The 14,563-nt window shown below is 58.3% G+C and carries 16 protein-coding genes and 1 pseudogene; 2 read left to right on the top strand and 15 right to left on the bottom strand.

What is annotated here, in order from left to right; all coding sequences use genetic code 11:
- Window positions 1-80: 80 nt before the first annotated feature.
- The 9 genes from ABEV74_RS15385 to ABEV74_RS15345 all read right to left on the bottom strand — a co-directional run bounded on the left by ABEV74_RS15385 (window position 81) and on the right by ABEV74_RS15345 (window position 6,947).
- Window positions 81-275 carry an aspartyl-phosphate phosphatase Spo0E family protein gene (locus ABEV74_RS15385; RefSeq protein ID WP_213531290.1) on the bottom strand — a complete coding sequence of 65 codons (195 nt, stop codon included), beginning with the start codon at window positions 273-275 and terminating at the stop codon, window positions 81-83.
- A 111-nt stretch (window positions 276-386) separates the two neighbouring features.
- A complete protein-coding gene (locus ABEV74_RS15380) occupies window positions 387-1,217 on the bottom strand; it encodes a purine-nucleoside phosphorylase (RefSeq protein ID WP_430147216.1) in 831 nt (276 codons plus the stop codon).
- Window positions 1,218-1,264: 47 nt separating this feature from the next.
- The gene (xerD, locus tag ABEV74_RS15375) at window positions 1,265-2,167 is read right to left on the bottom strand and encodes a site-specific tyrosine recombinase XerD (RefSeq protein WP_430147213.1); all 903 of its coding nucleotides are present in this window, start codon (window positions 2,165-2,167) and stop codon (window positions 1,265-1,267) included.
- Window positions 2,168-2,288: 121 nt separating this feature from the next.
- A complete protein-coding gene (locus ABEV74_RS15370; RefSeq protein ID WP_062493281.1) occupies window positions 2,289-2,522 on the bottom strand; it encodes a DUF4227 family protein in 234 nt (77 codons plus the stop codon).
- A 114-nt stretch (window positions 2,523-2,636) separates the two neighbouring features.
- Window positions 2,637-3,746 (bottom strand): alanine dehydrogenase, encoded by a 1,110-nt coding sequence (ald, locus tag ABEV74_RS15365; RefSeq protein WP_062493282.1) that lies wholly within the window; start codon window positions 3,744-3,746, stop codon window positions 2,637-2,639.
- Between the two features lie 179 nt (window positions 3,747-3,925).
- Complete coding sequence (gene fur / locus ABEV74_RS15360; RefSeq protein WP_062493283.1) at window positions 3,926-4,399, bottom strand: ferric iron uptake transcriptional regulator; 474 nt, start codon at window positions 4,397-4,399, stop codon at window positions 3,926-3,928.
- 108 nt (window positions 4,400-4,507) lie between these two features.
- A complete protein-coding gene (gene spoIIM / locus ABEV74_RS15355) occupies window positions 4,508-5,146 on the bottom strand; it encodes a stage II sporulation protein M (RefSeq protein ID WP_430147208.1) in 639 nt (212 codons plus the stop codon).
- A 32-nt stretch (window positions 5,147-5,178) separates the two neighbouring features.
- Window positions 5,179-6,384, bottom strand: a complete 1,206-nt coding sequence (locus ABEV74_RS15350; protein WP_430147207.1) for an endonuclease Q family protein — start codon at window positions 6,382-6,384, stop codon at window positions 5,179-5,181.
- Window positions 6,381-6,947 (bottom strand): NUDIX hydrolase, encoded by a 567-nt coding sequence (locus ABEV74_RS15345; RefSeq protein WP_430147205.1) that lies wholly within the window; start codon window positions 6,945-6,947, stop codon window positions 6,381-6,383. The genes ABEV74_RS15350 and ABEV74_RS15345 overlap by 4 nt, the downstream gene beginning before the upstream one ends.
- Window positions 6,948-7,065: 118 nt before the next feature.
- Here ABEV74_RS15345 and mciZ point away from each other — a divergent pair.
- A pseudogene (mciZ, locus tag ABEV74_RS15340) lies at window positions 7,066-7,149 on the top strand (Z-ring formation inhibitor MciZ); the annotation flags it as partial.
- 243 nt (window positions 7,150-7,392) lie between these two features.
- Here mciZ and ABEV74_RS15335 read toward each other — a convergent pair.
- Window positions 7,393-8,526, bottom strand: a complete 1,134-nt coding sequence (locus tag ABEV74_RS15335) for a M20/M25/M40 family metallo-hydrolase (RefSeq protein ID WP_430147202.1) — start codon at window positions 8,524-8,526, stop codon at window positions 7,393-7,395.
- A 72-nt stretch (window positions 8,527-8,598) separates the two neighbouring features.
- Between ABEV74_RS15335 and prli42 the strand changes: the two genes are divergently transcribed.
- The gene (prli42, locus tag ABEV74_RS15330; RefSeq protein ID WP_149917096.1) at window positions 8,599-8,697 is read left to right on the top strand and encodes a stressosome-associated protein Prli42; all 99 of its coding nucleotides are present in this window, start codon (window positions 8,599-8,601) and stop codon (window positions 8,695-8,697) included.
- On the opposite strand, the gene lipB is transcribed toward prli42, so the two are convergent.
- The 5 genes from lipB to lpdA form a co-directional block, all read right to left on the bottom strand.
- Entirely contained in the window at window positions 8,694-9,365 is a 672-nt protein-coding gene (lipB, locus tag ABEV74_RS15325; RefSeq protein ID WP_082655253.1) for a lipoyl(octanoyl) transferase LipB, read from the bottom strand. The genes prli42 and lipB overlap by 4 nt on opposite strands.
- A gap of 17 nt (window positions 9,366-9,382) precedes the next feature.
- Complete coding sequence (locus tag ABEV74_RS15320) at window positions 9,383-10,741, bottom strand: dihydrolipoamide acetyltransferase family protein (RefSeq protein ID WP_430147199.1); 1,359 nt, start codon at window positions 10,739-10,741, stop codon at window positions 9,383-9,385.
- A 76-nt stretch (window positions 10,742-10,817) separates the two neighbouring features.
- Window positions 10,818-11,801: an alpha-ketoacid dehydrogenase subunit beta gene (locus ABEV74_RS15315; RefSeq protein WP_430147196.1), complete on the bottom strand. Its 984-nt coding sequence runs from the start codon at window positions 11,799-11,801 to the stop codon at window positions 10,818-10,820.
- The gene (locus ABEV74_RS15310; RefSeq protein WP_430147193.1) at window positions 11,802-12,833 is read right to left on the bottom strand and encodes a thiamine pyrophosphate-dependent dehydrogenase E1 component subunit alpha; all 1,032 of its coding nucleotides are present in this window, start codon (window positions 12,831-12,833) and stop codon (window positions 11,802-11,804) included.
- Between the two features lie 98 nt (window positions 12,834-12,931).
- Window positions 12,932-14,356 (bottom strand): dihydrolipoyl dehydrogenase, encoded by a 1,425-nt coding sequence (gene lpdA / locus ABEV74_RS15305; RefSeq protein WP_430147190.1) that lies wholly within the window; start codon window positions 14,354-14,356, stop codon window positions 12,932-12,934.
- Between the last annotated feature and the right edge of the window lie 207 nt (window positions 14,357-14,563).

Here is a 14,563-nt window from a genome sequence, read left to right as displayed (position 1 = left end):
TCTTCGGGAAGTGGAGGCCTTTTCGGTTTTATGCTGAAGCTGCCCGGATCAGTTGCCGCCGGAATGCGGACAGCCGCCGATCACCGCACTCCTCTCCGCCCGTTCCTTTTTTTGACACGATTCGCCCGCTGCTCGCTCTGCACTTGTACGATCAACGCATCGAGCATTTGACTGAGTACCAGCACTTCGCGGTGCAGAAACGTTTGCTTGCGCAGCGCTGTCGCGATCATTTGGCCGCGGATCGCTTCCATTTGCACATGTAAATGATTGTCCATGAACACTCCCACTTTTATTCGGTTTCACGGACAACATTATACGACGAATTCATGATGAAAGAATGTCAAAATCAGTCGAGCGTTATATTACAATTTTGTTACAAAATGGCTCTATAGTTGCGGTACCAAAGACTTGACGAGGTGAAGGAATCGCGATTTCACCCGCTCTGTCGTCTCCATCACTTCCTGATGGGATAACGGCTGATCGAGCATGCCCGCGGCCATATTGCTGATGCAGGAGATGCCGAGCACTTCGATGCCGGCGTGGTTCGCGGCGATCACCTCCGCGACGGTCGACATTCCGACGGCATCGGCGCCAATCGCGCGCAACATACGAATTTCGGCAGGCGTTTCATAAGAAGGGCCGAGCACGCCGACATAAACGCCTTCGCGCAGCTCGATTCCTTGTTCCGCGGCGACGCTTTTCGCCAGCGAACGCAGTCGCCGGCTATACGCGTCAGACATATCGGGAAAGCGGACGCCGAGCTCTTCTTCGTTCGGACCGACAAGCGGATTGCGGCCGGTCAAATTGATATGGTCGGAAATGAGCATCAAATCGCCCGGGGCAAACGAGGCGTTGATGCCCCCCGCGGCGTTCGTCACAAGCAGCCGATCGATGCCGAGCGCCTTCATGACGCGTACCGGAAACGCGGTCAGTTCCGGTCCGTAGCCTTCGTACATATGGAAGCGGCCCCGCATCAGCACCACCGTTCGACCGGCCAGTTCCCCGATCATCAGCTCGCCGGCATGCCCTTCCACCGTAGATATCGGAAAATGCGGAATATCGCGGTACGGAATGACGACAGCTTCTGTCAAATGGTCGCCGAGCACACCGAGTCCGGACCCCAGAATGAGTCCGATTTGCGGCTGTTTACGGAGCGAACGGCGAATATAGTCGGCCGCTTCCCGGATTTTCGCGGATTGAGACAATTGTTGTTGCATCCGTATGTTCTCCCCTTGTCTGTCTAACGTTTTTTTACATCTAACGCCTATTTGTCCATTCTTGCGCGAGGATGCGCTTTATCGTAAATTTCCTTCATTCGGGCAGGAAACAAGGCGGCATACGGCTGCGTGGCGGACAAATCCGTATGTCCCATCAAGTCCTGCACCGAACGCAAATCCGCTCCGCCGGCGATCAGATGGGCCGCGAACGAATGTCTTAGCGTATGCGGCGTTATGTTCGAGGCAATGCCGCATTCGCGGGCGTATTTTTTGACGATTTTCCAGAATCCTTGCCTCGACATTCGGAGCCCGGCCGGGTTCAGAAAAAGCGCAGGCTCCGATCCGCCCGGCCTCTCGAGCGCCGGACGGGCATGGCGGAGATAATTGTCAAGCGCGGCGGCAGCGGCCTGACCGAGCGGCACAATCCGCTCTTTGCCGCCGCGGCCGGTACAACGGATGATGCCGAGGGCCGGCTGGACGGAGTCCAGATCCAGCTCCGTCAATTCCGAGACGCGCAGACCGGCGGCATAAAGCAGCTCCAGCATCGCCCTGTCCCGCAAACCGGCGACGGTATGCCTGGGCGGAGCGTTCAACAGCTTGTCTATCTCTGCAACCGTCAAAATATCCGGCAGTTTCCGCTCGCGTTTCTGCGTCTCCAGCTCCGCCGACGGATCCCGGGATATGACGCCGCTGCGGGACAAATACCGGAAAAACGAACGGATGGACGCCGTCTTGCGGGCGATCGTCGATCCTTTTCGCCCCTGGCGCCGCAATTCGGCCAAATATAACGAAAGATGCTGCCTGCGCACCTGCTCCGGCTGAACGATGCCGTTTTCGCGCAAAAACGAAAGGGCGTCTTCCACATCCCGACTGTACGATTGCACCGTATTTTGCGAAAGGCCTCGTTCGGACGACAAAAAAACGGTATACGATTGCAAATACGTCTTCATAAGTCTTCCTTTCCGGACGAATCGCCGCAGGGGAAACGTTTATTCCCCCTTTCGACATATTCCACGCCGGAACTGAATTTCCTGCTTGCAAGTCGGGACCGCCCGCAAAAACGACGCAGGATTACTGGCCGTACCAGTAAAACCAGCGCAGCGTGTCGACAACCGATCCGCCTTCGGGATACGTCTCGAGCTGACGGAACGCTTTCACCGCTTCGCCTTGCGGCTCCCGGTACGGATCGACCGGCGAAATGAAGTCAAGCAGCCATCTGTACCCGCCGGATACGACGAGAAACAACGCGAGAAACACCGTCATAAACAGCAGATTCCCAACCCATTTGCGTACGGATACGACCATTCCCGCCCCACCTCCAACGTTCGCACCGGGGAAGCGGACAACCGCCGCCCCGTACCACACCATATGTGGCGAACGTCCGAATTATGCGGCTCCGGTCAAGCCGCTTAGCGGGAATCAAAGCGGAGTGAGCGTCCGGTAGGGCAGCCCGACGGCTTGCGCCACTTGCAAGTGCGTAATGCTGCCTTCGTGCGTATTGACGCCTTTGAGCAGCGCTTCGTTGCGGTAAGCGGCCCCCAGTCCTTCCGACGCCAGCATCAGCGCATAGGGCAGCGTAACGTTCGTCAGCGCGAGCGTGGACGTGCGCGGCACCGCTCCCGGAATGTTGGCTACCGCATAATGCAGAACGCCATGCTTCACGTAGACGGGATCGTCGTGGGTCGTGACGCGGTCGACCGTAGCGATCGATCCGCCCTGATCGACCGCAACATCGACGATGACCGCCCCTTTTTTCATCGAACGCACCATCTCTTCGGTGACGAGATGCGGCGCCCGGGCGCCCGGAATGAGGACAGCCCCGATCAGCAGATCGGCTTTGCGGACGGCGCTTGCAATATTAGTGGCGTTGGACATGAGCGTGCGCACCCTGCCTCCGAACACATCGTCCAAGTATCGCATCCGTTCCGCGCTTTTCTCGATGATCACCACATCGGCACCCATTCCCAGCGCAATTTTCGCCGCATTGGTGCCGACGATGCCTCCTCCTACAATCATCACTTCCGCCGGCGGGACGCCGGGCACTCCCCCGAGCAGAACGCCCCGTCCTCCGTAAAATTGCTCCAGAAATTGCGCGCCGATCTGGACGGCCATCCTTCCGGCCACCTCGCTCATCGGCGTCAGCAGCGGCAGCGTGCCGTTCGGTAGCTGTATCGTTTCGTAGGCGACGCTGGTCACGCCGCTATCGGCGAGCGCCCGGGCAAGATCGGGAGCAGCCGCCAGATGCAAATACGTAAAGAGCAGCAAGCCTTTGCGAAAATACCGATACTCTTCCGGAAGCGGCTCTTTGACTTTCATGATCATGCCGGCCCTCTCCCACACCTCTGCGGCGTCCGGAGCGATCTCGGCCCCTTCCGCAGCGTATGCCTCGTCCGGAAAGCCGCTGCCTTCCCCCGCTCCCGCCTGCACGACGACGGTATGACCTTCCGCCTTCAACGCCGCCGCGCCGGCAGGGGTGAGCGAAACGCGAAATTCGCTGTTTTTTACTTCTTTCGGCACACCGACAATCATCGATATCCTCCTCCTTGCTATGATGTATGAAGCCGACTGCCGTTTTGACCGTCCTCAAACGATACGTTTTCCCCGCACAACCAAAAATATGTGTTTAACCGGCTTACGCGTCCCGTCATAAAAAAAAGCTTCCGGAGAATCCGCCTGCATAGCGGATCTTCCGGAAGCAACAGGTTTTCTTATGAATTCGATTTGTCCGATTCGGCTCCGTCATTCTCGTCCCTGCAGCGATGACATATGCCTTGAAAGTCGAGGCGGTGGTCGATGACCCGGAATCCGTATTCCCGTTCGAGCCGCTCCTCGAGCGGTCCAAGCCAGTCGTCCATAATTTCGTCCATCGCCCCGCATTTGACGCATATGAGATGGTGATGGTGGTGTTGGTTGCTGTCCGTTCTCAGATCGTAACGGGCCACGCCGTCTCCGAAGTTCAGCTTCTCTACGATATGAAGCTCACTAAGCAGTTCCAGTGTGCGATAAACGGTAGCAAGGCCGATTTCCGGCGCCTTGTCCTTCACGAGCATAAACACATCTTCCGCACTCAAGTGATCCTCTTCGTTCTCCAGCAACACACGCACCGTAGCCTCGCGCTGCGGGGTCAGCTTGTAGCCCTGCGATTGCAGTTGTTGTTTGATTTTCTCGATCCGGGCTTCCATGGTTCCCCCCCTCGCACATAATCCAGTGCCCACGCCGGAACATTTGTATCCATTATAGGGGCTAAACGCAAAGAAAGTCAAACCTTTTGCGATTTGACTTCTTCGGTATCAGAGGCCCGCGGCAACGATCAGAGGGGCTGCCCATTTTATCAGGACAGGCGATACGTAAGCTTCCAAAAAAGCCGCGCCCGCAAGCGCGAAAAGCATCAACAGAACGGTCGAGCTGAACGAAACAAATTGCGGCATTAGCGTCCCCTGCCGGAACAAAATCCGGTTCTTCGCCACATAAACCGCGAACGATATGGCCGCCGCGCTGGCGATCAAAATCGCCGGCACCGCGAGGATGTTGGCCGGTGCGACCGAGGCGAGAGAGAAGGCGGCGCCTTTCCATGCATGTTGGCTCACCAATGTTCCGACGGCAAATCCGACCAGCACGCCTTTCAGGAAATCGAGCGCGAGCACAAGCGGGACTCCGACCACGGTCGTGCCCAGCAGCCATATCAGCAGCAGCCACTTGGCGTGGAACAGCAATCGGTCCCGGAATGTTGCCGCTCCGTCCGGCGCTATGCCCGCATCCATTAATTTGACGTAGTGGTCGATATCGTCCGCCAGCGTCTGCTGTTGCTCCAATGTCAGGGCGCTCACGACGAGAGCGCCAAAAATCGCGCCGACCACGAACAGGACGGACACGAACACAAACAGCGTAAGCTGATCCTTGACGACCGGCTGCTTGAATGGCGAACGCATAGCTTTCTCCCTTCTTGTCCGATTGGTACAGTTTATGTACCGCTCGTACCGGTTATGACGCCGCCATAATGGCCGCCTCCGCCGGCCTTAAGGGCGAGCAGCCCTGCTCTCGCTTTGACGATCATCTCGGCCGTCTTCGGACCGATCGTCTCGGCAAGCTCGGAAGGCGTGGCGCGATGAAGCACTTCCATCTCGCTGCCGAACCGTTCCAGCAGCCTGTTCAGCGCGGCGGGACCGACGCCGGGGACGAATTCCAGCGGCACCTGATGGATGTAAGGCGGCCTGCCGTCCGTCCGCGAATCCGTTCTTCCGGCGAGGGAGGCAAGCTGCCGAATCCGTTCGGATACGCCGCGAACGAATCGCGTGCCGCCGCAGACGGCGCAGCGCCGCGAATCCGGCGTTTCCGGAGCCGCTCCGCAGCGCAGGCAGGCTGTCCGGTGATATTTGCCGAGGCGGGGCTGCAGGCCGTAATTCGCTTCGATGCCGCGTCCGTCCCGTCCGAGCAGCGCAAGCCGAAATTCGGCAAACGTAGGAGCCGCCATGCGCAGCGCATTGTATTCCCGCCCGATTTTGGCCGGCGAATGGGCGTCCGAATTCGTCAGGAACGGGTACCGGTCAAGGTCGGCCACCCATCCCGCCATCTCCGTATCGGCGCTAAGTCCCAGCTCCACCGCGTCGATCAGCCCGGGATCGAGCACTTCCTCCACCCTGTCCGCGCTGCTGCCGAACAAGCTTTTGTGCGGCGTGAAGATATGTGCCGGAATGAACAGTCCGCCCCGCTCTCGCACTTCCCGCTGCAATTCGCGCCCTGCGGCGTACAGGCGCTGCGAGCTGAGCCGGACGTTGCGCATGCGCCGTTCCATCCAACGGGTAAAGTCGCTCATATCCGACAACCGGGGAAGGAAGACCAGATAATGCGCCGGCCCTCTTGCCGGCTCCTTCACTTCGATTTCCGCTCCGAGCAAAATCGTCGTCTGCCGATATCGTATGCCGCCGTCCGGCACCTCTTCCATCTCGCCCCGATCCAGCAGGCGCATTATGTCGTCCTGCACGCCCGGAGAATGCGCGTCAATGACGCCGATCAGCCCGATCCCTTTGCGCTCGGCCGCTTCGCGGGCGATACGCCGAAACGTCATCTCCCGGCTCGCGCTGATTTTGACCGGTTCTCCCGCGTCCGTACATCCGATATGGATATGCAGATCAGCGAAAATCCGCGAAAGCCCGCCGGCTCCGGTCACGTTCCGATCTCTCCGGTCAGCCGGTAAATATGCCAGGCATAGACCGCCAGAATCGTCTTGGCGTCGCTGATGCGCCCTTCCCGGATATAAGCCTGGGCCTGCTCGAACGTAATGGCCTCGACCTCCAGAAATTCATCCTCGTCCAGCTTCATCTCCGTCCGCTCCAATTCTTCGGCAATATAGAGATAAAGCTTCTCGTCGGCAAAGCCGGGCGACGTATAAAACGCCGCAAGCGGCCGCAGCTTGCCTGCCCGATAGCCGGTTTCTTCCTCCAGCTCGCGCGCCGCCGCAATGGCCGGATCTTCCCCGGGATCGAGCTTGCCGGCCGGTATTTCCACCTGGAATTTTTCCAGCGGCTTGCGGTACTGATCGACGACCAGCATACGGTCCCCGAGAAGGGCGAGTACGGCGGCCGCCCCGGGATGACGCACGATTTCCCGCGTCGCCGTCGCCCCGTTCGGCAGCAGTACGGTATCGACCTGCAGCGATATGATTTTACCGTCAAAGATCGGTTCCGTCTTGATCGTTTCTTCCGGCCGCCTGCTTGTTTGTTTATCTTCCATATCCTTCCACTCCTGTCCGGTTTAGGGTCATCGCGATCGATCCGCTCCAAAGGTATAACTTGTCCGAGCGCCGCATACGCTTCATTATATCAAAGATTGATAGCGGAGGCTTCGGGTCATGAAAAAGTATTTAAGAGAGCGGAATATGCAGCTCGTCGGCAAAGCATGGGAAATCCGGCATCATTTGCGGCAGCTGGCCAAATCGCCGGCCAGCCGGCACATAACGCTGCACAGTTATTTGGCGGCAGGCAGCCCGTCCGGCGCGCGGCGCGCGCATCTGGCCGCCGTGAAGAACGTCGACGGCGCCGCAGCCGCATCTGCGCCTCCAGCCGTGCCGTCCCGTTCTTCGAGCCGCTTCATGCGTTCGTCCGAACGATAACGGCCGATAAAAAATCGCTTTCCGTCCGGACCGCTCCATTCAAGGACGGCAAGGACGGAAAGCGATTCATCGGCGCCGCGAAGCGGCCTGTTCGATCAGCGCGACGACAAGTTCGGCCGTCTTGGCCAAATCGACCGCACGGATTTGCTCGTTCGTCGTATGAATATGCTCGTAACCGATAGCGAGATTGACGGTGGGCACGCCCAGTCCGTTGAAAATGTTGGCATCGCTTCCCCCGCCCGAGCGAAACGTTCGGGGCTTGCAGCCGATCGATGCAATCGCCGCCTTCGCCAGCTCCACGACCGGATCGCCGTCGTCATGGCTGTAAGCCGGATAAACGATCTCGCTCTTGAATTCGCCTCGCGCGTTATATTCCTGCGCCGCGCTGCTGACAGCGTCGCGCATTGCGGCGATCTGACGGTCCAGCTTCTCCCGGGCGATGCTTCGCGCCTCCGCCTCGAGTCTCGCATAGTCGCAGACGATATTCGTCGCGCCGCCTCCTTCGATTTTTCCGATATTGGCTGTCGTTTCCTCGTCGATTCGGCCGAGCGGCATCCGGGCGACCGCTTTTGCCGCGACCTGGATGGCGCTGATTCCGTCCTCGGGATTGACGCCCGCATGCGCCGACTTGCCGAAAAATTCGATCGTGATTTTCGCCTGTGTCGGCGCGGCGACCGCAATCGCGCCGATCTCACCGTTCGAATCGAGCGCATAGCCGAACTCCGCTTCCAGCTTGGACGCATCGAGCGCACGCGCGCCGGCAAGCCCCGCTTCCTCTCCGGCCGTAATGACGAATTGGACGCGGCCGTGTTTCACTTTCCGCTCCTTCAGCACGCGGATCGCTTCCAGCATGGCCGCAATGCCGGCCTTGTCGTCGCTGCCCAGAATCGTCGTCCCGTCGCTGCGGATGTACCCGTCCTCGTCAAGCCGCGGCTTGATGCCGCGCCCGGGCGCAACGGTGTCCATATGCGAGGTGAAGAAAATGACGGGCGCGTCCGGCGCGCCGGACGGTTCGAGAACGGCAAAGAGGTTATTCGCGGCATGGCCTGACTTTGCCATCGAATCGTCCTCGCTCACGTCCAGTCCGAGTTCGCCGAATTTGCGGCGCAAAATGAGGCTGATCTCCCGCTCGTGCTTCGTTTCGCTGTCGATCCGCACAAGCTCCATAAATTCGTTCACTAAACGGTCGCGGTTAACCATCGGCCTTCCCTCCGTCCGACTTTATCGTATACAATAGAGATAGCGATTTTTTTCCGAAAGGGGTGCTGCCTCATGCGCAATTCGAAATTTTTCAAAATCGTTATTTATTTGGTGCTCGCTTCCATGCTGCTGTCCACGATCGTGGCAGGCGCCGGCATGCTGTTCTATTAAGCCGGGTAGCCGAACACCCGTTGAAAATGAGGGATCATTTCTGCGGCCGCCCGTTCGACCGTCATATTGAGACCGGTCAAGTCGTTGAACGAGGTGACGCCGTATTCCCGGATGCCGCAAGGAATAATGCCCGCGAATCCTTCTGCGGCCAGTCCGGACCGGATATTGAGCGCAAAGCCGTGGCTCGTGACGAATCCTTTTCGTTTGCGGGCCTTATTGAATTTCACTCCGATCGCCGCGATCTTCTCCTCCCCGACCCATACGCCCGTGTAGGCGGCTTTGCGTCCGCCCGCGATGCCGTAATCGGCCAGCCAATCGATGATCACCTGCTCCAGATTGCGCAAATACGCATGCAGGTCGAGACCGGCCGCATCCAGATAAAGCAGCGGATAGCCGACCAGTTGGCCCGGACCGTGATACGTAATATCCCCGCCGCGGTCGATTTCGAAGAGCTCGATTCCCTTTTCCCGCAATTCCCGCTCTCCCAGCAGCAAATGCTCGGGATGACGGTCCGTTCCGATCGTATAAGTCGGCGGATGCTGGAGGAGGAGCAGCGTATCCGGCCGCTCCCCGGCGTCGATTTCGCGTACGTACTTCTTCTGCATCTCCCACGCTTCGCCGTAACCGATCGAAGGGATATACCGCGTCTCCAGTCGTCTGTCAGCCACGTTCTGCCACCCCCGTGCTAGTACAATTTCGTATCCAAGTCGTAACTTTCCAGATTGTCCTTGACGCGCTGCAGAAACCGGCCGCAGATGACGCCGTCCAAAATCCGGTGGTCCAGCGACAGGCAAATGTTGACCATCGAACGGACGGCAATCATGTCGTTGATGACGACCGGACGCTTGACGATCGATTCGAATGTCAAAATGGCCGCCTGCGGATAGTTGATGATCGGCTTGGACAAGATCGATCCGAATGAGCCGGTATTGTTCACCGTGAACGTGCCGCCCTGCATATCGGACAGATTCAGCTTGCCTTCGCGCGTCCGGCGCGCCAGATCGTCGATTTCCCTGGCCAGTCCGGCGATATTTTTCTGATCCGCGTTTTTGATCACAGGCGTCAGTACGGAATCTTCCGTGCCGACCGACATCGACAGGTTGATCTCCCGCTTGACGATAATTTTGTTGACCGCCCATACGGAGTTCATAATCGGATAATCTTTGATCGCATTGACGACGGCCTTCATCATGAACGCCAGATAAGTCAGGTTGATGCCCTCGCGCTTGCGGAATTCGTCCTTCAGCTTGTTGCGAAGGATGACCAGGTTCGTCACGTCGGCTTCGATCATCGTCCATGCGTGAGGAATTTCCGACACGCTCTGCCGCATCCGGCTGGCAATGGTATTGCGCACCGGGGTCACGTCGATGAAATATTCGCCAGGTCCGGGTACGGACTGCCCTTGCACCTCCACCGTCGGAATTTTGGGCGTCTCCGACAGATGCAGGCCGGACGAACGGACGGGAACTTTCACCTCATCGATCGCGACGACGCTCCCCGTGTTCGTGCGGTTCGCATCCTGGCCGGAAGAAGCTTGACGCTCCTTTCCTTCCTGCCCGTCCGGTTTGCTCTCCGCTCCGGAGGCGGCAATATAGGCAAGAACGTCCTTGCGCGTAATGCGTCCGCCCATGCCCGTACCCGTAACCTGCCGCAAATCGATGCCATGCTCCGCGGCCAGGTACTGGACGGCAGGGGAATAGCGGCCGCGCATGCTCTCTCCGGTCGCTTTCGCTTGCGCCGCCGCGTCATCCCCGGCCTGACCGCCGCCGGGAGCTCCGGTCGCCGTTTCCCCGGATACTTCATCCGTCTCCACCAGACAGATCGCCGTCCCTACCGGCACCGTTTCCCCGTTGCCTACCAATATTTTGACGAGTTTTCCGGATACGGTGGATGGCAATTCCGCGTTTACTTTATCCGTAATCAAATCGCAGATCGGCTCATACTTCTCGATATGATCGCCCGGCTGCTTCAGCCATTGGCTGATCGTCGCCTCCACCAATGATTCCGCCAACTGCGGCAAAATAATTTCCGTCACCGTTTTCATACTCATCCTCCCCTTGCCGGGACTGACTTGCCTTTCTGAACGTATTCGGCCTTTCAAGGCCTTTTAAAGAGACCTTTTAATATAACGCCAGCTGCCGCATGGACTCCTTCAGTTTATCTTTGTTCAACATAAAAAATTTCTCCCCGGGCGGATTGATCGGCATAGCCGGCACATCCGGCCCGCATAGCCGCATAATCGGCGCATCCAGCTCATAGAGCAGCTCTTCGGCGATCAGCGCCGCCACTTCCGCCCCGACGCCGCCCGTCTTGTTGTCCTCGTGCACGATCAGCACCTTGCCCGTGCGGCGCACCGCCTCCAGAATCGCCTCCCGGTCGAGCGGCTGCAACGTTCGCAAGTCGAGAATATGCGCGCTGATCCCTTCCTCTGCAAGCTCTTTTGCCGCTTCCATCGCAAAAAAGAGAGGGAGGCTGTAGCCGATAACGGTTATGTCGTCCCCTTCGCGGAGCACATTCGCTTTCCCGATCGGCACGGTATAGTCGCCTTCCGGCACTTCACCGCTGATCATGTTGTAGCATTTTTTATTTTCAAAGAATAAGACCGGGTCCGGATCGCGTACCGCCGCCTTGAGCAACCCTTTGACGTCGTAAGGCGAATAGGGGGCGACGATTTTCAGTCCGGGCGTTCCGAAGAAAACCGACTCGGGGCATTGCGAATGGTACAACCCTCCGAACACCCCTCCGCCGATCGGCGCCCGGATGACGACCGGACAGTTCCAATCGTTATTGGAGCGGTAGCGGATTTTGGCCGCTTCGCTGATAATCTGGTTCGTCGCCGGCAGCATAAAATCGCTGTACTGCATTTCCGCGATCGGCTTCATGCCGTACATGGCCGCGCCGATCGCCACGCCGACGATCGCCGATTCGGAAAGCGGCGTGTCGAGCGCCCTCAGCTCGCCGAATTGTTCGTACAGACCCTTTGTCGCTGTGAAGACGCCGCCTTTGACGCCAACGTCCTCGCCGAGCACAAATACATTTTCGTCGCGCTCCATCTCTTCCCTCATCGCCTGCCTGAGCGCTTCAAGATACGAAATAGCCGGCATTCAATATCCCCCTTCCGGCGCATCGTCCGCATACACGTGGAGCAGCGCATCCTCCGGCGCGGGGAATGGCGCCCGGTCCGCCTCGTCCGTCGCCTCATCGAGCAGCTTGCGAATCGTCTGATTCAGCTCCTCGTCCGCTTCCTCGCTCCAAATGCCGCAATCGATCAAATACTGCTTGAACCGCGGCAGCCCGTCGCGTTTGCGGTGCTCCTCCACTTCCTCTTTCGTGCGGTAAGCCATATCGTTATCGGACGTCGAATGCGGCGACAGCCGGTAAACCATCGCTTCGATCAGCGTCGGGCCTTCGCCCGCAATCGCGCGCTGCCGCGCCTCCTTCACCGTTCGATAAACCTCCAACGGATCGTTGCCGTCGACTCTGACGCCGGGAAAGCCATAGCCGATCGCGCGGTCGCATACCCTTCCGCCAAGCTGGCGATGAGCCGGTACCGAGATGGCATACTGGTTGTTCTGGCACATAAAAATGACAGGGAGCTTGTGAACGCCGGCAAAATTGCAGCCTTCGTGGAAATCCCCCTGATTGCTCGAGCCTTCTCCGAACGACGTGTACGCGACCAGTTTCTCGTTCTTCATCTTGGCCGACAGCGCGATGCCGACGGCGTGAGGGACCTGCGTCGTCACCGGGCTCGATCCGGTCACAATCCGCAGCCTACGGCTGCCGAAATGGCCCGGCATCTGCCGGCCGCCGCTCGTAATGTCGGCAGCTTTGGCAAATACCGAGAGCATCAGCTCCTTCAGCGTCATGCCGACGGCCAGCACAAAACCGTAATCCCGATAATACGGCAAAAAATAATCTTTCTCCCGGTCAAGAGCAAAAGCCGCCGCGACCTGCGCCGTTTCCTGGCCGATGCCCGACACGTGGAAATTGATTTTGCCCGATCGCTGCAGCAGCAGGACGCGTTCGTCGTATCTTCTCGCCATCAGCATCGTCCGGTACATATCGAGCGCCTGTTCGTCGGTCAGTCCAAGAGCGGCATGGTCCGAAGTCTGTTGAACAGATCCGAATGAGGTCATCGATCGTCCTCCTTATATCCAAGCTATTAAAACCTGGTACTAATACTTGATATCATTATACCGCTTATTTCCGCAAAAATAAAATCGACGATTATTATTCAGATGACAAGCGATTTGCCGTCGATGGCCAGCATCGCTTCGGCTACCGCTTCGGACAACGTCGGATGGGGATGAACCGCCCGCCCTATTTCCCAATGGGCGGCATTCAGACCGACCGCAACGGAAGCCTCGGCGATCAGTTCGGTCGCATGCGGGCCGATCAGATGCACGCCCAATATGTCGCCGCTCGCCCGGTCCGTCACGACTTTGGCGAAGCCTGCGGCATGTCCGGCCACGATCGCTTTCGCAATGGCTTGAAACGGCACGCGTCCGACCGCGACGTCATATCCTTTCGCTTTCGCTTGTTCTTCGGTCATGCCGATCGCGGCGATTTCCGGACGCGAATAGATGCAGCGCGGAATTTGCCGGAAATCCGTTCCGGAAAGCCCGACGCCGCACAGATGTTCCGCAGCCGCAATGCCTTCGTGCGCGGCGGCATGGGCTAGCTGCAAGCCGCCGATTACATCGCCGATCGCGTAAATATGCGGTTCCGATGTCTGAAAGTTTTGGTTCACCTGAATAAAACCGTCTTTCAGACAGACATCCGTATTTTCCAGACCGATGCCGGCCGTATTCGGTTCCCGGCCCACCGACACCAGCATGTATTCCGCCGTCCATTCGACGTCGCCGTCGGCAGTGGCCGCCGTAACGGAAATACCGTCATGATGCCGACGCACCGTTTCCGCCTTGAAGGTAACTCCGGTCGCGATCCGCACGCCCCTTCGGCGCAGCTGGCGGGCCAGCTCTTCGGCGATGTCGCGGTCTTCATTCGGCAGCAGCCTGGGAGCACTTTCGGCTATCGTGACCTCGACGCCGAAATCGTTCAGCATGGAAGCCCATTCGACGCCAATGACGCCGCCTCCGACAATAAGAATCGAAGCGGGCAATTTCTCCAGCCGCAGAACATCGTCGCTTGTCAGAATGCGTTCGCCGTCCGTTTCCAGACCGGGCAGCTGACGCGGACGCGAACCCGTCGCAATAATGAGATTGGCGGGGACAACGGATTCCGTCTCTCCGTCTGCCATTTCGACTGCGATCGCGCCGCTGCGCGGCGAAAAAATAGAAGGACCGATTACCCGACCTTTTCCATATATCATTTGAATGCCATGCTTCTTCATCAAATGCTGCAGCCCGTTGTGCAGCTGCCGGACGGTTTCTTCCCTTCTGGCCAATACGCGCCGGAAGTCGAGCGCGACGCTTCCGTCCACCTTGACGCCGAATTGCTCCGCTTCGAGCAAACCGGCGTATACTTCCGCGCTGCGCAGCATCGCCTTGCTCGGTATGCAGCCCCGGTGCAGACATGTACCGCCCAGCTTGTCCATCTCAACGATCGCTACCCGCTTGCCTTCCTGGGCGGCGCGTATCGCAGCCGTATATCCTCCGGGTCCTCCGCCCAGAATCGCAACATCCACTTCTATCGCCATTTCGATACTCCCTCCGTTTATCGCCGGTTTTGGCGATCGTATACAAGACCGTACGGTCACGGTCGATGTTGGCTTCGTTCCATCGTTCTATTGTAACTGTTTTTTGGAATCAAGGAAAAGGTATTATTTTATATGCGCTTACATGAATCGAATGGACAGTATGGCGGGAAAAAGGTAAAATTAAAGTACTCAACTTTCGCAGTATGA

This window comes from Paenibacillus cisolokensis, assembly GCF_050481165.1.
GTDB classification, from domain to species: domain Bacteria; phylum Bacillota; class Bacilli; order Paenibacillales; family Paenibacillaceae; genus Paenibacillus_AH; species Paenibacillus_AH cisolokensis.
This window is presented reverse-complemented; position numbering and strand designations above follow the sequence as displayed.